Source organism: Petrimonas sulfuriphila (assembly GCA_038561985.1).
GTDB classification, from domain to species: Bacteria; Bacteroidota; Bacteroidia; order Bacteroidales; family Dysgonomonadaceae; genus Petrimonas; species Petrimonas sulfuriphila.
On the sequence record CP073276.1, the window covers coordinates 3,379,000 to 3,398,297 of the forward strand.

Annotated in this window: 13 protein-coding genes; 1 reads left to right on the top strand and 12 read right to left on the bottom strand. The window is 44.9% G+C overall.

The features are described 5' to 3' along the window. Positions 1 to 2: 2 nt before the first annotated feature. The 6 genes from ccsA to KCV26_14350 all read right to left on the bottom strand — a co-directional run bounded on the left by ccsA (position 3) and on the right by KCV26_14350 (position 10,293). Positions 3 to 2,444: a cytochrome c biogenesis protein CcsA gene (gene ccsA, locus KCV26_14325; protein WZX36456.1), complete on the bottom strand. Its 2,442-nt coding sequence runs from the start codon at positions 2,442 to 2,444 to the stop codon at positions 3 to 5. Between the two features lie 190 nt (positions 2,445 to 2,634). Beyond that, a complete protein-coding gene (locus KCV26_14330) occupies positions 2,635 to 3,558 on the bottom strand; it encodes a sugar phosphate isomerase/epimerase (GenBank protein ID WZX36457.1) in 924 nt (307 codons plus the stop codon). 21 nt (positions 3,559 to 3,579) lie between these two features. After that, entirely contained in the window at positions 3,580 to 4,950 is a 1,371-nt protein-coding gene (locus KCV26_14335) for a Gfo/Idh/MocA family oxidoreductase (GenBank protein ID WZX36458.1), read from the bottom strand. 26 nt (positions 4,951 to 4,976) lie between these two features. Beyond that, on the bottom strand, positions 4,977 to 6,569 hold the full coding sequence (locus KCV26_14340; GenBank protein ID WZX36459.1) for an SUMF1/EgtB/PvdO family nonheme iron enzyme: 1,593 nt from the start codon (positions 6,567 to 6,569) through the stop codon (positions 4,977 to 4,979). Positions 6,570 to 6,717: 148 nt separating this feature from the next. Continuing rightward, on the bottom strand, positions 6,718 to 7,884 hold the full coding sequence (locus tag KCV26_14345) for a Gfo/Idh/MocA family oxidoreductase (GenBank protein WZX36460.1): 1,167 nt from the start codon (positions 7,882 to 7,884) through the stop codon (positions 6,718 to 6,720). 168 nt (positions 7,885 to 8,052) lie between these two features. Continuing rightward, positions 8,053 to 10,293: a GH92 family glycosyl hydrolase gene (locus KCV26_14350; GenBank protein ID WZX38402.1), complete on the bottom strand. Its 2,241-nt coding sequence runs from the start codon at positions 10,291 to 10,293 to the stop codon at positions 8,053 to 8,055. Positions 10,294 to 10,643: 350 nt separating this feature from the next. Between KCV26_14350 and KCV26_14355 the strand changes: the two genes are divergently transcribed. Continuing rightward, complete coding sequence (locus KCV26_14355) at positions 10,644 to 12,299, top strand: AMP-binding protein (GenBank protein ID WZX36461.1); 1,656 nt, start codon at positions 10,644 to 10,646, stop codon at positions 12,297 to 12,299. A 1-nt stretch (position 12,300) separates the two neighbouring features. On the opposite strand, the gene KCV26_14360 is transcribed toward KCV26_14355, so the two are convergent. The 6 genes from KCV26_14360 to KCV26_14385 form a co-directional block, all read right to left on the bottom strand. Beyond that, on the bottom strand, positions 12,301 to 12,993 hold the full coding sequence (locus KCV26_14360) for an NUDIX hydrolase (protein WZX36462.1): 693 nt from the start codon (positions 12,991 to 12,993) through the stop codon (positions 12,301 to 12,303). Between the two features lie 124 nt (positions 12,994 to 13,117). Continuing rightward, a complete protein-coding gene (galK, locus tag KCV26_14365) occupies positions 13,118 to 14,266 on the bottom strand; it encodes a galactokinase (GenBank protein ID WZX36463.1) in 1,149 nt (382 codons plus the stop codon). A 67-nt stretch (positions 14,267 to 14,333) separates the two neighbouring features. Then, positions 14,334 to 15,641, bottom strand: coding sequence for an MFS transporter (locus KCV26_14370; GenBank protein ID WZX36464.1), 1,308 nt, complete (start codon positions 15,639 to 15,641; stop codon positions 14,334 to 14,336). 47 nt (positions 15,642 to 15,688) lie between these two features. Further along, positions 15,689 to 16,762, bottom strand: coding sequence for a galactose mutarotase (locus KCV26_14375; protein WZX36465.1), 1,074 nt, complete (start codon positions 16,760 to 16,762; stop codon positions 15,689 to 15,691). A 243-nt stretch (positions 16,763 to 17,005) separates the two neighbouring features. After that, on the bottom strand, positions 17,006 to 18,307 hold the full coding sequence (locus tag KCV26_14380) for an HlyC/CorC family transporter (protein WZX36466.1): 1,302 nt from the start codon (positions 18,305 to 18,307) through the stop codon (positions 17,006 to 17,008). Between the two features lie 5 nt (positions 18,308 to 18,312). Further along, positions 18,313 to 19,215, bottom strand: coding sequence for a nucleotidyltransferase (locus KCV26_14385; protein ID WZX36467.1), 903 nt, complete (start codon positions 19,213 to 19,215; stop codon positions 18,313 to 18,315). Positions 19,216 to 19,298: the final 83 nt, after the last annotated feature.

Genomic DNA, 19,298 nt, shown 5'->3' on the forward strand with positions numbered 1-19,298 from the left:
TTTTAATAGAAGTTAGAGGTTGGCCCTTGGCTCTTGAATTTCTTATATCCTCTGTAAGAAACAAGCGCCAGAACAATAACTCCGAACAATATCGCATACAGGTATACAAAGACCTCCGAAACCCCTTCGTTTTCTCCGTAGGAATGTAAACCGCTCAAGAGGTAATTTACTCCCCAAAATGTCATCAGCACCGAAGCAAATGCCATTACCGATGCCAAGTTAAAGAACCAATCGTTATTCAATTTCCTGACCAGATGGATATGGGTGACCACGCTATAGACAACAACGGTAATCAGTGCCCAGGTCTCTTTAGGATCCCAGCTCCAGTAGCGGCCCCACGATTCGTTAGCCCAAATACCGCCCAAAAAAGTACCGATAGTCATCAGGGCCAACCCCACCAACAATGACATGTTGTTGATAATACTCAGTTCCCTGACGTGAAGCATTGCCGTCTCTTTTTTAGCCACACTTAGAATAAGGAGGTTAGATAACCCCAACAACAGGCTTATCCCAAAAAAACCGTAAGCAGCCACCGTCACAGCAACGTGAAACATAAGCCACGGAGATTTCAGTACGGGTACAAGCGTTGTAATCTGGGGTTCCATCCAGTTCAGACCGGAAACAAAAAGAATTATTCCTCCGAAGATGGTTGCCGTTGCCAGGGTGAGATCACTTTTCCGTCCGAAAATCAATCCGGCCAGTATGGTAGCCCAGGCTACATATACCATGGTTTCGTACGAGTTGCTCCAAGGTGCGTATCCCGATATATACCAACGCATAGCCATGCCGTAGACGTGATACAGAAAAACTAGAAAAATACCCCAGACGAGTACCTTGGAGAGAATATTTGTCCACATTGCTTCTTTGAAAAGCCGTAAAAAAGCCGTCATAAGCAACAGGAGGCCCAGGGCAAAATAACCGGTGCGGGTTTTACTGAAAATATTTTGTTTGTTGTAACGGATCTCCGTGCGTATTTTCTTGGGGTTTATGTGACCGGCTTGATCTGCCTTTTGTTGAAAGGCAGCTATTGAATCGAGAATTGTGTTGGGTTGCTGCCAGTCTCCGCTTTCAAGCGACCGGTTTACTTCCGAAAGATACAGGGGCAAAGAGCGGGAAATAAACAAGGAATCTTCTTCAGGTATTCCCGACAAATCATCTCCCGGAGCATACCAGGTATCGTTGGGAGCATCCGCTTTTGGAAAAAGTGCCACCAGTTTATGGTTAAGCAACAAGAAAAGGATGTTTATCTTTTCATCGAGTTTGATAATGTCTTTATCAAACTCATTTCTTTGCGATTCAGGTTTGTGATAGGCTTCATTTACCCGGGCAAGAAGTTTGTAGTTTCCCTTTGGGTCAAAGACCTGGGCATACGCAAAATGCTGTTCCGGTAACTGAAACATTTTTGCCACCTCTTCGTTGGAATTGGCAATGAACGGCACCTGCATCCACATCTTCGGCATCGTGAGTATCCCCAGCAAGAACTGATCGGAATTTAGTTTTCCAATTTTATTGTCCTTATGTATCTTTCTCAATAGCTCCGCTGAAAAAGTATTCATCGGTATAATCCTGCCTGCGAATTGAACCGGCAACTGTCCGAACTCCGCAGCATGTTCCACCGGGACAGCATTTCTTTGCACGGCCTGAAAGATAGCCTGGCTGGTAAAGTCCTGAGCGGCGGCACTGAAGGCTATAAGCAGAAAAACGACCGTCAGCTTTGCCGAACGCCTCAATTCGTTTAACTGGCGGCTAAGTTTATTTAACCGGGAGTTTGGAGTAACGAACATCAAAACAAATCCGGCTACCAGGAAAAAATATCCGGCGTAAGTAATGTTTCGTCCAGCCACATCCTTGTTGACAGATAAAACAGTACCTTGTTCATCCTCGTCATAAGAGGCCTGAAAAAAACGGTATCCTTTCAAATCGAGTACATTGTTCATGTAAACACGCGCCTCACGCACTTCACCATCGATATGTATCCGTAAATCGCTTTCATAGGAAGAGGGGCTCATGGAACCGGGATACCTGATCAACCTGAATTTAGTAAGTTCTAGCGTGAACGGGAGTTCTTCCTTAAATACCCCTTTCGACGTATGCATAACCATTACATTGTTAGTTTCTCCTTCACGGATGTGCATTGTTCCTTCTTTTCCAAAAACATGTGTTGTTAATGCCCCGGCGAGAATAACAACAAATGCAAAGTGGATAACCGTAAGTGCCCAACGGCGTCTTTTTATAAAACGGTGATCAATAAACGTTAAAATGAAATTTACAACCAACAGGAATTGGAGGAAAAAGAAAACGGGAGAATAATAAATCATAACTTTGGCCGCTTCGGTAGTCATCTCTTTTTCGATAAACGTAGCAAGCGCCATTAAAAAGGCATAAACAAGTAAAAGAACTATTGTCGTTTTATAGGATGCGAGAAGTTGTCTTATTTTTTCCATAGTTTAATTGATATTGAAACAATTGCCACCATATTTCAACTTAATATCGTTTCTATACGGTACAGGCTTTCACAAAAATATAAAAATAACCGGTTGATGCGTTATATTATCTGATAAAAATCCCCGAAACAGCGGTGTTCCGGGGATTTTGAGATCAAGCCAAAGCTCGTATTAACTTACTTGTTCTTTTTCAGGCCTCTTTCCATTGTTTTCTCAACAGGTCGAGTGCAGCCGGGACAACCACCTTGCGGTCACCCTGGCAGCCGCATTCAAAGCTGACGTACTTATCGTAACCGATCATTTTCAATCCGCGGAAACCGTTCACGTAGTTGTCGGCTTCTCCGTCTTCTCCCGGCATGCTGCGGCGCTTACGGCTGGCCATATGCACGTGTTGCAGGTATTTTCCCGCTGAAACGAAAGCCGCCATGTCACACGTTTCTTCCCACGTCATGTGCCAGAAGTCTCCCAGACAGGTAACTCCGGGGTTGTTGATGTCGCGGCATATGGATGCAGCATCCGCCACCTGGCGGAGGTAAAAGGCTTCCTTTCGGTTCAGAGGCTCCAGGATAACCGTTGTGCCATACTTTTGAGCCGTGTTGCCCATTTCGTTGAACTGCTCACACAGGAAATCGCGCGTTTCTTGTGTATGTGGCATCACCGGCACCTGCGAATTGAACGCCGGAACGATGATCACTCCCGTTGAGCCAAGTTCACCGCCCAGGATGATCAGTTCTTCCATCGTGTCACGGCATTTCTTGCGGATAGCGGGATCGGTAGAAAGAATGAATCCTTCGAAGCCGGCGCAAACGGCGCTAACTTTGATGTTACGCCCTTTTAACGCATCCTTGAACTCTTGCATCCTGCCTTTCATCCCCCTGCCGTGGGGCTCGAACCCCACCACGCCGTGTTCTTCCATAAAGTCGAACTTTTCGTTCAGGTTTGCACCGGGAGCTGTCCCTTCCTGAAACGATATTCTGAGCTCTGCCTTGATCGGAAAGGCGGGAGGAGTACCGGCCGGGGTTTCACCCGCGAAAGCGCTCAGGGACTTTCCAAGGCCGGCTACAGCGGCACCGGCAAGTGATGATTTGATGAATTTTCTTCTGTCTATCGTCATGATTATAACGTATTTATTCTTTTATTTGGCACTTCCCGGCACAGGGACAGTAAAGCCTTTCATGTCCATCTTGCCGATGTTCAGGTCTGCCGGGGTATAATCCAGGGGAGCCGCCGCCATGGCGTCCCAGGTGGTCTCCTGGCCGCTGTAGGCCGCCTCGCGTCCCATGATGGCTGCCAGGTTGGAAACTGCCGTTTCGGATGCCTGTTCGATGGGGGTGTTTGCCCGGATACAGTTAATCAGGTTCACGTGTTCCAGCGTGTAGGGGTCGGTCTGCTTGAAGTTCGCCTTTTCAGCCTCACCGTCGTATTGCCAGAGGACGTTTCCGGCCAGATCCTTGATCACGTGCCCGCCCTGGCTTGTCCACGAACCTTTTGTTCCCTGGATGAATTCGCTCACGTTGTTGGCGCATCCGTCAATCTGGCGGCACATGCTGTGCAGGTGGATCCCGTTCTCCATGGTGAAATCCACACTGAAATTATCGTACTGGTCTCCGGTCACGCGGCGCTGGCGGGAGCCGAAGGCGACTGCTTTCGCCGGTTTCAACCCGCTGAACCAGGTAAACACGTCGATGTTGTGGACGTGCTGTTCCACGATGTGGTCTCCCGACAACCATTTCCAGTTCACCCAGTCGCGGACCATGAATTCGAAATCGCTCCAGGCGGGTTGGCGGTCGCGGTACCACAACATGCTCTGGTTCCAGTAGACGGCTCCCCCGGTGATCTCCCCGATAAGGCCGCCCATGATCTGTTTGTATGACTCAACGTATGAGCGTTGGTGGTGGCGCTGCGTTCCGGTGACAACGCTTAAATTCTTGGCCTGGGCCTGTTTGGCTGTCGCCACGATGGTGCGGTATCCCACCGAATCCACGCAAACCGGTTTTTCCAGGAAACAATGCTTGCCCTGTTCCACGGCATACTTGAAATGTTCCGCGCGGAAAAACGGCGGCGTGCAGTCGATCAGGATATCAATCCCGCTGTCAATGACCTGCTTGTACGCATCCAGGCCCACGAAACGCTTGTCGGCCGGCACATCGATGCTTTTTTCCGCTTTCAGCTTGTCGGCCAGGCCGTTCACCTTGTCTTCGAACACGTCGCCCAACGCCACGATCGTAACACCGTTAGCGGCATTCAGGAAATTCATGGCGGCGCCCGATCCTCTTCCTCCGCAACCGACAACACCAGCTTTCAACTCTTTTCCGTCTGTAGCCAGGTCCACCAACTCCGGCACGTAATACGTTCCGGGTTCTTTCAGGGGAACCGTCACATCCTTTTTCTCACCGCTGCAAGAGGTTAAAAAACCCGTCGTTCCGGTCCCAATCACGCCTGCTGCTCCGGCAACAGCCGAAGTTTTAAGAAATGTTCTTCTCGTTAAGTTGTTCTCTCTTTTCATATACTTAAATTTGTTTTAGAAATGTTTTATTTTGCAATTAATGAACTGTCTGGCTCACAAACTACCCTGAATCCAATTCCTTTTATATCGGAATACCACCAGATACTCTTTGGCTGTTGTGGATCGGTTTTTAACCAATCGTCATGCCGGGTGTGGCTGCGTGCGGCCGAACGAACATCGGCTGCATCCGACAAGTAACTTCCGCCTCTCACCACCCATTCTTCACCTTGGGTGACCAGGGGATCACTTGTAACGCCGCTTCTTTTTCCGTATGCAGCTTCATCATACTTGTCAGCGGTGTATTCCATTACGTTACCCAGCATATTTTTTAATCCGAATGGATTAGGCTTCACCAACGACGGTTCCTGCGTACGGTTATCGCTGTTTTTACCGTAGATAACGAATGCGCTTATACTGTCTGTTTTTGCAGGGAAGAACTTCCGCATAAACCCTTCATCGGAAAAATCTTTGGGGCTTCCTGTAAAGAAATAGGGTGTTTGCGTACCACCGCGTGCCGCATATTCCCATTCGGCTTCGGTAGGTAAGCGGTACTTTTTGCCTGTTTTCTGCGACAGCCACTGACAGAATGTTTCTGCGGCATAATGCGTCATTGTAATGGCCGGCCTGTCGCCCGAGCCCCATCCCTGGTCAGGATATCCAAACGGAGGTGTTGGACCGGAGATTGCATCTACACCCATAGCTTTCAAGTTGTTTTCGTAAACCACTTCGGGAGGAGTTCTTCCTTCGCTCATGGTATTGGCATAAAAAGCCCAGTACTGATCCCAGGTAGTTTCTACTTCAGCCATGAAGAAGGGACTTACCTTCACTTCATGTTGTGGGGCTTCATCCGTTTTGTGGAAAGGTTCCTTGGGTGAACTACCCATAGTGTAAGTTCCTCCGGGTACCGCTTTCATGTTGAACGAGACTGCCGTACCGGGGATCTGTTCGGTATAATTTTCAAAAGCCGTTACTGCGGCAGCTTCTTTAAAAAACTTGCTTGAATCCACAGCAGTAGCTACATTCATCCCAGGTATTCCCACCATTTGTCCGTGCGAATAGTTCGGGTTATAATGCCCTGCATCGAGGTGGCAGCTGATACACTGCAGATTGAGCTTTTCATGATTCTCGTCGTAATACATATGCGCGGTAATGCCATCATCGGTGATTCCCTGAGGGAATAAATTCTGATGACATTTTACGCAGGAAGCATTTGGAATATATTTTATAGCATGTTCGAGTTCAGATTTTCTATCCCAGTCGAAGTCTGCACTGTCCTTGGTAAGATATCCCCATACGTCTCTGATACCCAAAGCGGCTTTAGCCGTGTAATGAGCCCATGTGTCGTCTTTTGGCGGCAAATGACAATCCACGCAGTTGACCATTACGCCACTTCCGTTGTTCACGTGAACAGAAAGTTTCCAACTTTCTTCTGCGTGAGGATGAACATGACACATCATGCATGATTCGTTGGTAGAAAAATAAACGGATGTTTGATACAATGCTCCGATGAAAATTATGCCTATCGCAATACCCAACAGCAAAATGAACCCTTTACGTTGATGAAATTTTTTCCGGTTTTTTTTGTGTTGATCACCATAGATGTTTTTAGATTTAGCCATCTATCTATTAATTAATGAATTAAATATTTAATTGTTGCTTTTTAACGCGTAAAAAATAAAATGATATCTTAAGCTTGCAAATATATGAAAATTTAATGGTTTGCAGGTTTAATTTGTACAAAAAAGCAATTTAAATCGCAGATAAATATTATTCAATCCATTTACACCATTTGTTGCAGTGATCGTTACCAGAAGCAATTATTGTTTCTATAAACTGCATGCCGCGAACGCCATCGGCTACAGTAGGAAAATCCAGGATCTTATAATCGGGAGCCTCTCCTCTTTTTTTTGCCAACACCGTCAGCGCGAAGTTTCTGTATATGTTGGCAAAGGCTTCTATAAACCCTTCGGGATGTCCGGAAGGAATTCTTGTGTTCCACAAAGCCAAATCGCTCATGTATTCGTTGCTGCCCATGTAAAGCTCTTCTGTCGGCCTGTCTTCCCATCTCAGGATCAACCGGTTCGGATCCATCTGACGCCATTCCATGCCCCCCTTCTCACCGTAAACCCTGATTCGGATATTGTTTGCTTCACCTGTTGCAATTTGCGTTGCCATAAGTACTCCGGCAACTCCGTTCTCAAAGCGTAAAAGGGCAGCTCCGTCATCATCTACCGGGCGTCCTTCCACAAAGGTTCGCAGATCGGCACATACCTCCTCCACTTTCAACCCGGTGATGTATTCCGCCAGATGCCAGGCGTGGGTACCCACATCTCCCATGGTACCTGCTTTACCGGTACGGGCTGGATCTGTACGCCATCCCGCATTGTTTCCGCCCAACATTTCAATTCTTTTCGACAACCAGCCTTGTGTATATTCTACGTAAACTCGCCTCAGTTTTCCTATTTTACCTTCAGCAATCCTGGCTTTGGCTTCCTTAACCGCCGGATAACCTGAATAGACGTGTGTAAGAGCCAGAACAAGGCCCGTTTCTTCCACTTTCTTTTGGAGTATTTTTGCTTCTTCCAACGAAAAGGTCATGGGTTTGTCAATAACTACGTGAAAACCTCTCTCCAAGGCCATCATGGCCGGTTCAAAATGCCATTTGTTGGGGGTTACGATGGTCACAAAATCCATCCGTTCTTCTTCGGGCAGGAGCATTTCTTTTTCGAACATCTCCTGATAGGTAGTGTATATTCTGTTGTCGGGGAGAAAATATTCCCTTCCGGAACTCCGGGATATTTCCGGATTTACGCTGAAACAACCGCATACCAATTCAATCAGATTGTCCATAAAAGCAGCGTTACGATGAATTGCCCCTATAAAAGCATCACTTCCGCCACCAACCATACCCATTTTAAGTTTTTTTTGAATCATGATACCGTGCATTAAAACTATATATTTTTAAAAAATGTAAATATCCGTTTTATTCTTCAATTTTCAGTGTTATTATTAATTTTACCGAATGTTTTACAATTAGAACATCTTTTGATTTTGGCCTATCGTTGAAAGAAAAACCAATTCTTCTTTCATTTTTACTGTTTTTTAGTCTGTTAATTCTCCTTCCGAAGGAGGCGTGTCTTGCGAAGCACTACCCCATTGTTTGTTCGCTTTATTGCCCATGATAAGTTCCAGGGTTCCGCCGTTTTTGAGGTCGTCGTGGCTGAACCAGGGTTTTTCCCAGGGTATTCCGTTGAGTTCCGCCGATTGGATGTATTTGTTCTCTTCGGAAAAATTACGGGCTATAACGGTGAAGGCTTTACCCCCAGGAAGGCTAATGACCGTCTTTGCAAAGAACGGACTCCCGATATTGTATGCCGGAATTCCGGGCGTTACCGGATAAAACCCCATCTGCGAAAACACCACAAAAGCCGACATTCCGCCTCCGTCTTCATCTCCGGGAACTCCCATCAGGTCGTTTCTGAACCATTGATTCAGGAGTATGTGAATCCGCTTTTGCGTCTTCCAGGGCTGTCCTGCATAATTGTATAAATAAGGAATATGCAACGACGGCTCGTTAGCCATCGAGAATTGACCCACATTGCCGGTATGGTCGGGCAACTGACTGTAAAAGTCGTATTTGCTTTTCCCAAGAGGTTCGCGAAATGTTTGATCGAGGTTGCGTATAAAGTTTTCCCGCCCCCCCATTAAGTGGATCAGGTCGGCTACGTTGTGCTGCACATCCCAACGGTATACCCATGCGTTGTTCTCACCGTAATACTGTCGTGCACCCACCCCTCCTGAAAAACGATAATCGAAGGGTTCGATGAAGTTTCCATCCTTGTCCTTAGGGTGAAAAAAGCCGGTCTGGGGATTGAAAAGATGGCGATAATTGTAGGATTTCTTCAGGAAGTATTCATAATCATCCTCCTTCCCCAACTCCCGGGCAATTTGTGCCAGGCACCACTCATCGTAGGAGGTGCCCAGCGTTACAGCCACCGGCTGGCGACATTCAAAACCGTGAACTTCGGGAATGGTTTCTTCCTCCCCTTCCCTAAGAGCAGGAACATATCCTTTCTCGTGATAAAACCGATCCAACTCACCCGAGGGTTTGCCGGACCAAGGAGCCAGCGTCTTCTCCATAACGGCATTGCGAACGGCCGGGTAGATCCTTGCCAGGTCAATGCCCTTCAATCCTTTGCGGTAAGCGTCTATAACGGTGGCTATCCCGTGGTTGGAGTTCATCCGGCGGCTGTCGCCCGTAATCTCGGGGAAGGTGGGCCACCAGAATTCGGGCATTTGTTCGGACATCTTCAGGAAAGAATTGAGAATATCCGACTCCATTTCCGTTTCGATAATCGTACGAAGCGGATGCGTTGCCCGATAGGTATCCCAGATCCAGTCATCCGTATAGAAAGGCGCCCCGTTATCGTTGTGGATTTCCCCATCAAAGGCGCTGAAGTAGCGTCCGTCTTCCGATATGCATACCGGACGTTCGTAGGTTCGGTACAACGAAGTGTAGAAAACAACTTTATCGTCATACGAACCACCATCCACTTTAATTTTACCGAGGGTTTCATTCCAGGTTTGACGTCCTTTTTCGGCAACGCCCGAGGGATCAAACCCGGACATTTCCCGGTAGAGGTTCTTCTTTGCCTGAACTGTATCGATAAACGAAATCCCGTAACGAAGTTTCAACTGCTTTGTGTTTGAGGGGTACGACAAAACAAGGTGGGCATTTTGGCCGGAAGCAGCTTTGTCATTTGCTCCCTGGGGCTGTATGTCCGGTTCCATATATACAAATATCCGCGTGTTGTTTTGCAGCTGTTGATAACCCGAAAATGCTTTCCCGTCCCATTGAAGTTCACCACGCCGGGAGTTCAGGATCAGGTATACAGGGTCGGTATGTCCGAATGTCAGCTCATAGATCCCCGATTGGTGGGAAACGGCGTAATATACGCTGGTCTCCTGCTCGTCGAGATAGACAAAATAATCGTAGGGTGTGATTTTTTCACGGTCGTAGCTATAGGGAATAACCGGCTTCAATTCCAGCTCGTCCCCTTGGAAGACGCTCAGGTTAAATGCCGAACTTCCCCGGTGGCTGGTCACCGCAACGGGCAAGCCGTTCAGCAAATCACCCGTGTAATCCGCGCGTTCCGGATAAACACGCAACATGCTGTTCGGCAAATGAACCGTGGGGTACGTCGGCACCAACAGGTGGCTGATGTTCCCCAGGTAAGGGTTAACAAAATCAACAAGATCAGTTGATTGAGAACTTGTACATGAAGTAATCAAAAAGATAATAAAGCAACCGATTACATATGTTTTGCGGTAGCTTTGCCTCATTAATCTGTACAGAAATAGCATCTTTCTCATCCTTTTAATAGTTATTGTACATTTAGGAACTGTTTTAAATTTAGAATTTCTATTTATTTCCGTCAGGGTGAACAAGGGGTTTCAACAAGAGTAGTAGCACTTCGTTCCCAGAGAGAAATCACCGTGAAGCAAAAAACAAAAACAGTGAGGCTGTTTTTCATTTATGACAAAGTTTACTAAATTTGTAACATGTTGACTTTACGTCCGCACAAATTTAATTATTTTATCAGTATAAGCAAGAATTTGACATTTATTTATATTAAATCCGAACAAACAATCCTCAAACTTAATTGTTTGTATAATAACAAAAACATACAATAATGAATCAGAACTCTTTTCTTGGATTAATCGAGCAAAGTATACGAAATCATTGGGATTTACCTGCAATGAGCGACTTTCAGGGCAAAACACTTTATTTCAAAGATTTTGCCCGTGAAATTGATATGCTGCACGAATATTTCAACTCTGCCGGCATTCAACGCGGCGATAAAATTGCGATATGTGGTAAAAATTCGTCCCATTGGGCCATCTCTTTTTTCGCTACGCTCTCATACGGAGCTGTAGCAGTGAGTATTTTGCATGAGTTTGAGAAAGAAAGTGTTCAGTACATTGTGGATCATTCGGATTCCAAGATGTTTTTCGTTGATGAAGCCATTTGGAGAGAAATAGATGAGACCAAGATACCGAAGGCAGAAACTGTCCTCTCGCTCGATGATTTTTCCTTGTTGAAAGTGACATCGAAAGAGTTCAAGATATTTGTGTCCAACTCGTTTTCTTTTTTCGACAAGAAATACGAGAAGGGATTCTTTGTCAATGACATTGCTTTCAGGACCGATAAACCGGAAGAACTGGCTGTTATAAACTATACATCGGGAACCACCAGCAGCCCGAAAGGAGTGATGATCCCTTACCGGAGTTTATGGTCGAACACCCGGTTTGCAAACGACAGCCTTGATTTTATCCACTCGGGAGACAACATGATTTGCATGTTACCCATGGCTCACACTTACGGACTTGCTTTCGAGGTGCTCAACGCCATTTCTATGGGTTTCCACATCCATTTTTTAGGAAAAACGCCTTCTCCCAAGGTACTGCTTGATGCTTTTGCAAGAATAAAACCCAAGCTGGTATTAGCCGTCCCTCTGATTATCGAAAAAATCGTTATTAAAAATGTCTTTCCGAAACTTCAGCAGGGAGCAGCCAAAACATTGATTAAAATTCCACTGCTGAATGCTGTTGTTTACCACAAAATAAGGAAATCGCTTATTGACGTTTTCGGAGGAAATCTGGTAGAAGTCGTCATCGGAGGAGCAGCTTTGAACGCAGACGTAGAAAAATTTCTGCGAAAAATAAAATTTCCCTACACGGTTGGGTACGGGATGACCGAATGTGGGCCGCTTATTTCTTACTCGTTCTGGACAGAATTCAAAGAACGATCGTGTGGAAAGGTAGTGGACAGAATGCAGGTTAAAATTGATTCGGATGATCCGCAAAACGTTGTTGGGGAAATCTTGACCAAAGGTACAAACCTGATGCTCGGTTATTATAAAAACGAAGAAGCTACAAAAGCTGTTTTTACGGAAGATGGGTGGCTCAGGACAGGCGATCTTGGAATATTGGATAAAGACAACGTTGTATTTATCAGAGGCAGGAACAAAAATATGATTCTCGGCCCTTCCGGGCAAAACATCTATCCCGAAGAGATTGAAGATAAGCTAAACAACTCTCCCTATATATTGGAGTCACTGGCAATAGAAGAAAAGGGCAAAATTATTGCACTCATCGTTCCCGACACTGAGGTGCTGAAAGCTGAAAACATATCACCAGAACAGTATAACCCTGTCTTCGATAAGGAAATAAACGCAATAAACGCAAAATTAGCCAATTACAGCAAAATAGCTTCATTCAGGCTTCAGGCCGAGGAGTTTGAAAAAACGCCTAAGCGGAGCATTAGAAGGTTTAAGTACCAGAAATAAATTACAGGGAAAACCTGTTTCCAGACTCAATAAACTCGTTGAATTTCTTTTGATTGAAGGTATAGTAAAACGCTCCTCTTTTGGAGGAAGACTTATCTTTTACATCCAGTTTATCGAGAATGCCCATCGCTGCGATTTTCTTCCGGAAATTACGCTTGTCAATTGGCATCTGATAGATGGCTTCCCATAAATCCTGCAAAGCGGGAAGCGTGAATTTTCCTTCAAAAAATTCAAAAATGATGGGTTGCAGGGAGACTTTATACCTCAATAACCTCAATGCATCATCCACCATAAGGTTGTGATCGAAAATCAGCCGGGGAAGTTGCTGAATGTTCACCCATTTGGCGTCGAATGCTTTGGCCAGGCTCGTGTCAAACTCCTCCAACCGTACCAATGCATAATAGGTTACGGACACGACCCTGTCGCCCGGATCACGTTCAATTTCACCATAGGCCCCAACCTGTTCCATATAAATACCTCTCTGCCGGGTGTACCGGAACAGTACTTTTTCTGCAGCTTTGTCAAGACTCTCATTTTCGTCCATAAATCCCCCCATAAGCGACCATTCTCCTTTGTTGGGTTCAAGCGGGCGACGAGTTAACAAGATATTAAGTTCCTGGTTTTTGAATCCGAAAATAATGCAATCTACTGCAACAAGGAATTTCGCATCGTGAGAATAAAATCCGGTGGACATAATATTAGAATTTTAGAAGTTATGGATCAACAGGCAAGAAAAAACAACTTCGCCGATAAAAGCTTGACGTCCGGAATATCACCCGCGAAGCGCTATTACCGGCGAAGCATATTATTAAACTACTTCAGAGTTTACGTGCACCGTCACTTATGACAACGTCGTATACCTTAGGTTCATGTCCGTATTTTTCTTTGAACTTTAATTTAGCGTCAGCTATGAACGAATCATACAATTCGTCTTTAACAAGATTGATGGTACAACCACCAAAGCCACCGCCCATAACCCGAGAACCTGTAACTCCGTGTTCTTTTGCCACATCATTGAGGAAATCGAGTTCTTCGCAGCTCACTTCATAAAGTTTGCTCATTCCGTGATGCGTCTCATACATTTTCTCCCCAACGGTTTCGTAATCTCCACGTTCCAGGGCATCGCTCACATCTCTAACCCGTTGAGTCTCTTCAATCACGTACTCGGCGCGCATATAATCTTCTTCCGAGATTTCGTTTTTGACTTCTTTAAGCATATCCATTGTTGCATCACGTAGGAACTTCACTTCGGGATGACGTTTGGCAATAGTTTCCGCAGCGTGCTCACACGATTCCCGGCGTTTGTTATACGCCGATGAAGCCAATTCGTGTTTCACAACGGTATCGAGCAACACCAATTTATACCCTTCGGGATCAAACGGGAAGTACTGGTATTCCATCGTTTTTGTGTCGAGCCTTATCAAATGCCCCTTTTTGCCAAAAAGCGATGCAAACTGATCCATAATGCCACATTTCACACCTACGTAGTTATGCTCGGTAGATTGTCCGATACGTGCCAGTTCGAAGGTATCAATCCCCAGATTGAACATGTCGTTCAGTGCGTATGCATAAGTACTTTCCAGGGCAGCAGATGACGACATCCCTGCTCCTAACGGAACATCTCCTGCAAATACAGTATCGAAACCTGCTACGGCTCCACCGCGTTTAATAATCTCACGGCATACCCCGAATATGTATTTTGCCCAGCCTTCCTGGGGTAGATCCTCTTCATTGAGCCCAAACTCCGAACTTTCGTTTAAATCTATGGCAAAAGCACGGACTTTTTCCGTTCCGTTTAACCGTATAGCGGCTATCATTCCTTTATCGATAGCTCCGGGAAAAACAAAACTTCCGTTGTAATCGGTATGCTCACCTATAAGGTTTACGCGTCCGGGAGACGCGTAAACTTCAGGTGTATTGTTACCAAATTTTTCTTGATAAATTTTTAAAACCTGTTCTTTAGTCATATTTTTTATAATTATTTCATTTGCGCATCTGTGAAAACTTAATGTTAGAGGCTGTTTTCACAGGGAGTTATTCCACATCTGTGGTAGAAATATCCTTGTTTACGTTTTTGGATCCGATCAACGCATAGTATAGCAGGTATGCCAACCCAATAAAGATTACCCAATAGCTCACCAGGTAATCGTTGCCTAAATCAGCCACAGCACCTTGAATACCAGGAAGAATTCCTCCTCCGCAAACCAAGGTCATAAATATTCCCGAAGCAGCCGGCGTAAACCTGCCCAACCCTTCTACCGAAAGATTAAAAATACTGCCCCACATAATGGATGTACAAATACCGATTATAACGATAAACATGGCGTTGATGGGTACTTGTGCCATTCCAAAGGAAAGGGCGCCGGTGGCAGAAGTTTGAAGTGCCGGAATCGCCACCTGCGTAGTGGTGGGTGACAAGATCGCTGCCAACACAAGAATTATTCCAATTGAAGAAACGGTCGCAAGCATGGTCTTGCTGGATACTTTACTGCCCAGAGATGCTCCCAGCAACCTGCCCACTAACATTAAAAACCAATACGTCCCAGCAACGAACCCTGCCGTTGTTTTTCCAACCGGTGTATCGGATAACCATAAAATCAAGATACCGGGCGTACCCACTTCAACACCCACATAAACAAAAATTGCGATGGCACCTAAAATGAAATGCCTGAATTTCATTGCGCCGCTCATCAGGTTCTTTAGTGGTTCTTTGGTTTTCGTAGCATGAGGTTCAGGAATGTTTACGACCAACAGCACAAAGAAAACAAGGGCAAAAACACCCATCGCGATATACATTACCGGAAATACGTCTTTTATGTTTGCCTTAGCCGTTTCACCGATTAAGATTCCTACAAAAGCCGGAGTAAAAGTTGCCATTACGGAGTTAAACGATCCTCCAACCTGAATAAGCTGGTTTCCTTTGTTTCCCCCGCCTCCCAATGTATTCAACATAGGGTTAACCACAATATTTAACAAACACATGGAAAAACCAGCGATAAAAGCTCCGAGCAAATAAACACCGAAAGCGGCCGTTTGAGGAGCATGTCCGGAAAGGAATTGGGTGAAAACTCCAACAAAACCGATTACAATGGCAATGAGAGCTGTTTTTTTATAGCCCACGCGCTGCAGGAGTATCCCTCCCGGAATTCCCATAACGGCATACGCGATGAAGTTCGCCATATTTCCCAGTAATCCCTGGAAATTGGAGGCTCCAAATTGTTCTTTTAATACTTGTCCCATCGGCGCCGCCAGGTTGGTCACGAATGCGATCATTCCAAACAGTGCGATCATCATGACGATGGGCACTATCCGGTTACTTTTCTGATTAGTTGTTGTATTCATACTTTTTGATATTAATAAAAATGTTGATTTATTTTGAGCATTGTCTGTTATGTGGAAAATTTGTACGTTGTCCTTGAATTGAATATTTCACCGGGTTTTAAAACTACCGAAGGATATTCGGGTTTATTTATACTATCGGGGAAGTGCTGCGTTTCAAAACATACCGCAGAACGCTCGGGGTAACGATGTCCTTTCTTTGCAGAAAATCCGCCCGTCATCCAGTTCCCCGTATACACCTGTACTCCAGGCTCTGTAGTAAACATTTCCATTTTAATTCCGGTTTTGGGCGATTCACAAACGCCAACGTACGAATATTCATTATCGCTTTGTTTGTTCAACACAAAAGTGTGATCGTATCCTTTTCCAAAACGAAGTTGTTCAAAATCGTCGTTAATCCGTTCCCCAATGGTGCGAGGAGTTGTAAAATCCATTGGGGTATCCTTCACAGGCTCCGCAGCTCCGTACGGAATGGCTGTTGCATCGGTAGGCAGATAGGCATCTGCATTCAACATCAGTACGTGATCGCCGATATAGGGATCTCCCTCACCCGAAAGATTGAAATAGGAATGGTTCGTGAGGTTAAGGATCGTGGTTTGATCAGTCACCGCTTTGTAAAAAATATCGAGGGCATTATCGTTTGTAAGCGTGTAAGTAACGTATACATCCAGATTTCCTGGGAAACCTTCCTCTCCATCTACCGATAAGTAGTGTAGTTCGATACTGTTTTCCGAAACATTTACCACGTTCCAGACAACAGCATTAAACCCTTTTAGGCCACCGTGAAGAGAATTGGGTCCGTTGTTAACGGCAAGTTTGTACTCTTTATCTCCCAACGTGAACTTACCGCAGGCAATCCGGTTGGCTGTCCTGCCACAAACAGCCCCGAAGTAGGGCTCTTCCGAGGTCAGGTATTCTTCGATGGAGGAATGACCCAATACAATATCCGTAAGGGTTCCGCTTTTATCGGGAACCATTAACGAAACAATTTTTGCACCGTAATTTGTGATGGTAATTTCGCTTCCTAGTTTATTGGTTAGGACGTATAAGCCGGTTTGCTCTCCATCGAGCTCTTTTGCGAACGCGCCTGATAGCAAACCGGACTTGCTATACATATTATCCATGTTTTTGAGGTTTTAAAAATAAGATGGTGATGAAGATTGGATCTTTCTTTGAAAATTCGTGTAAAAATAACACATTTTTAATTTATTCAGCAAATTTAAAATTGTGTTATAAAACATATTTTTAGTCATAAAATCCTTTTTTTGAGGAATATACTTCCGTTAAAAATTTATAATCACCTGATTTTTTGCCTATTAATTATATAAATCAGGCATAATTTTTGTTTATGAGAAACAAAAGAAAAATCACAAATATTCGTGGCTTACTTTCGTTTTTTTTGTAACCATTACTTTGTCGATTTTATTGCCGTCTACATCCACAACCTCAAACGTTGTATTTTCATACGTGAATACATCCCCCACTTGCGGAATTTTATTAATGTTGGACAATACAAATCCTGCAACCGTAGAATAATCGATCTCTTCGAAGTCGATAATAAAATCGTCAATAAAATTGGTCAACACCTCTATGGGTGCCTCACCGTTGATTAAAGCGGAGTTCTCGTTGCGCATAAAAACATCAGGTTCCTCCATTTCATTCTCGTCAGGGATTGAACCTACCAGATTTTCAATAATGTCGTGCAACGTAATAATTCCATCCAGGCTTCCGTATTCGTCCACTACAACAGCGAAAAACTTGTGCTGTTGGCGAAACTGCTCCAGTACCTTTCTTGCGCGGAGGGTAGAAGGTATTATCAGGGGGTCATGAACCAGTTTATGGATATCGATCTCTCCTTTCCTGTATAATTCCGAAAGCAATTCCTTCATGGTTACAATACCCACAAACTCATCCAGTGTCTTGTTGCAAACAAGTACCCTTCCGTGCTTGGTTTGCAACAGATCGGCAATTACTTCTTCTTTTTCTTTCGAAATATCTACCCACTCCACATCTGTTCTGTGAGTCATTAAATGACGTGCACGTTTATCGGAAAAATAGAAAACCTGCTCATGAATGATGTTCTCTTCCCTTTCTATAACTCCTTCTTTTGATGCCGTTTTCAGCATGGCCCGAAGCTCCATTTCCGAAACCACATCATCCTTGGGCTTCAACCCGATAAGTTTGTTGAACAAACTGGTGGAAAGAGCCAGAAACCGAACAAACGGATAAAAGATGACGCTGACAAAATGGATGGGCTTGGAGACGGCCACAGCCACTTTCTCGGCACTGTTCAGTGCAACGGTCTTGGGTACCAGTTCACCGATAACGATTGACAAATAGGTTATACCCACTACTACAACCACCATGGATATTGTTTCCGCGTATGGCGCACTCCAGGCAAACCGCTCGAAAAAAGGTATCAGGTAAACAGAGAGTGTGGCTCCTCCATAGGCTCCGTTTACGATTCCGATGAGGGTGATTCCCACTTGCACTGAAGACAAAAAACTATCGGGATCGGACTGCAATTTCAATGCTTTTTCCGCCCCTTTGTTTCCTTTTTTCCGTTCCGTTTCAAGTTTGGTCTTTTTTGCCGATACCACGGCAATTTCGGACATGGCAAAAAAACCGTTGAGGATAATCAGAAAAAATATGATGAATACATCAACCATTTTGCCTACCACAATGGCGACGGATAAACTTTCTCGTCTGACAGTTCTTGCAATTTTTTAACTACCCCGGGACGATCTTCGGCATAAGTCACACCAAACCATTTGGAAGGTGTATCCAGCACCTTCACGGTAGAGACTCCATTCACGATAAGGTGGTTAACCAGTAATGGGATAAAGTATTCCGCTTTTGTGTTCTCTGCGTTTTCTTTTAAGAAATGCACAAAATAATCATCCGAATGGTTGAAATAATCAGGGGTGAAGCCCCACATATTCATAGATACCGGTGTATTATCGTCAATTGCTATCCAATTTCCGTTATCTTCCCGGTAGCAGACAGCACCATCTATACGCTTTACCTGAGTACGTTCAACAACTCCCGTCAGGTTTCCGTTTTCGTCAGTTTCGCAAACCCCACGGGCTACCGTTCCGCTTTCCGAAAGTGTGTTTCCTACCCGGTAACCAATCATACCGTACTTGTTCTCCGAATTTTCCAATGTCTTCAGGTAATCGGCCAGCACGCCGAAGCTTTCACGGCCGTAGAAATCATCGGCATTAATTACGGCAAACGGCTCCTGAATCACTTCTTTACCCATCATCACCGCGTGATTGGTACCCCATGGTTTTACACGTCCCTCGGGAACGACAAATCCTTCGGGGAGGGCGTCCAGTTCCTGAAAAACAAGTTCTACGGGGATTTTCTTTTCGTACTTTTTAACGATCTTCTCCCTGAAATCTTCTTCAAACGACTGACGAATAACAAATACGAGTTTCCCGAATCCGGCATTTACAGCATCAAAAATGGAATAATCCATAATGGTTTCACCGCTCGGCCCTACGCCGTCTAACTGTTTTAAGCCGCCGTAACGGCTGCCCATCCCGGCAGCCAATACAAATAATGTTGGTTTCATTGATGATTTATCTAATTTAAAAAACTGTTCTGATGCACAAATTTAAGGAAAAAGATTGACGAAAAACAGCATATACGGAAAAG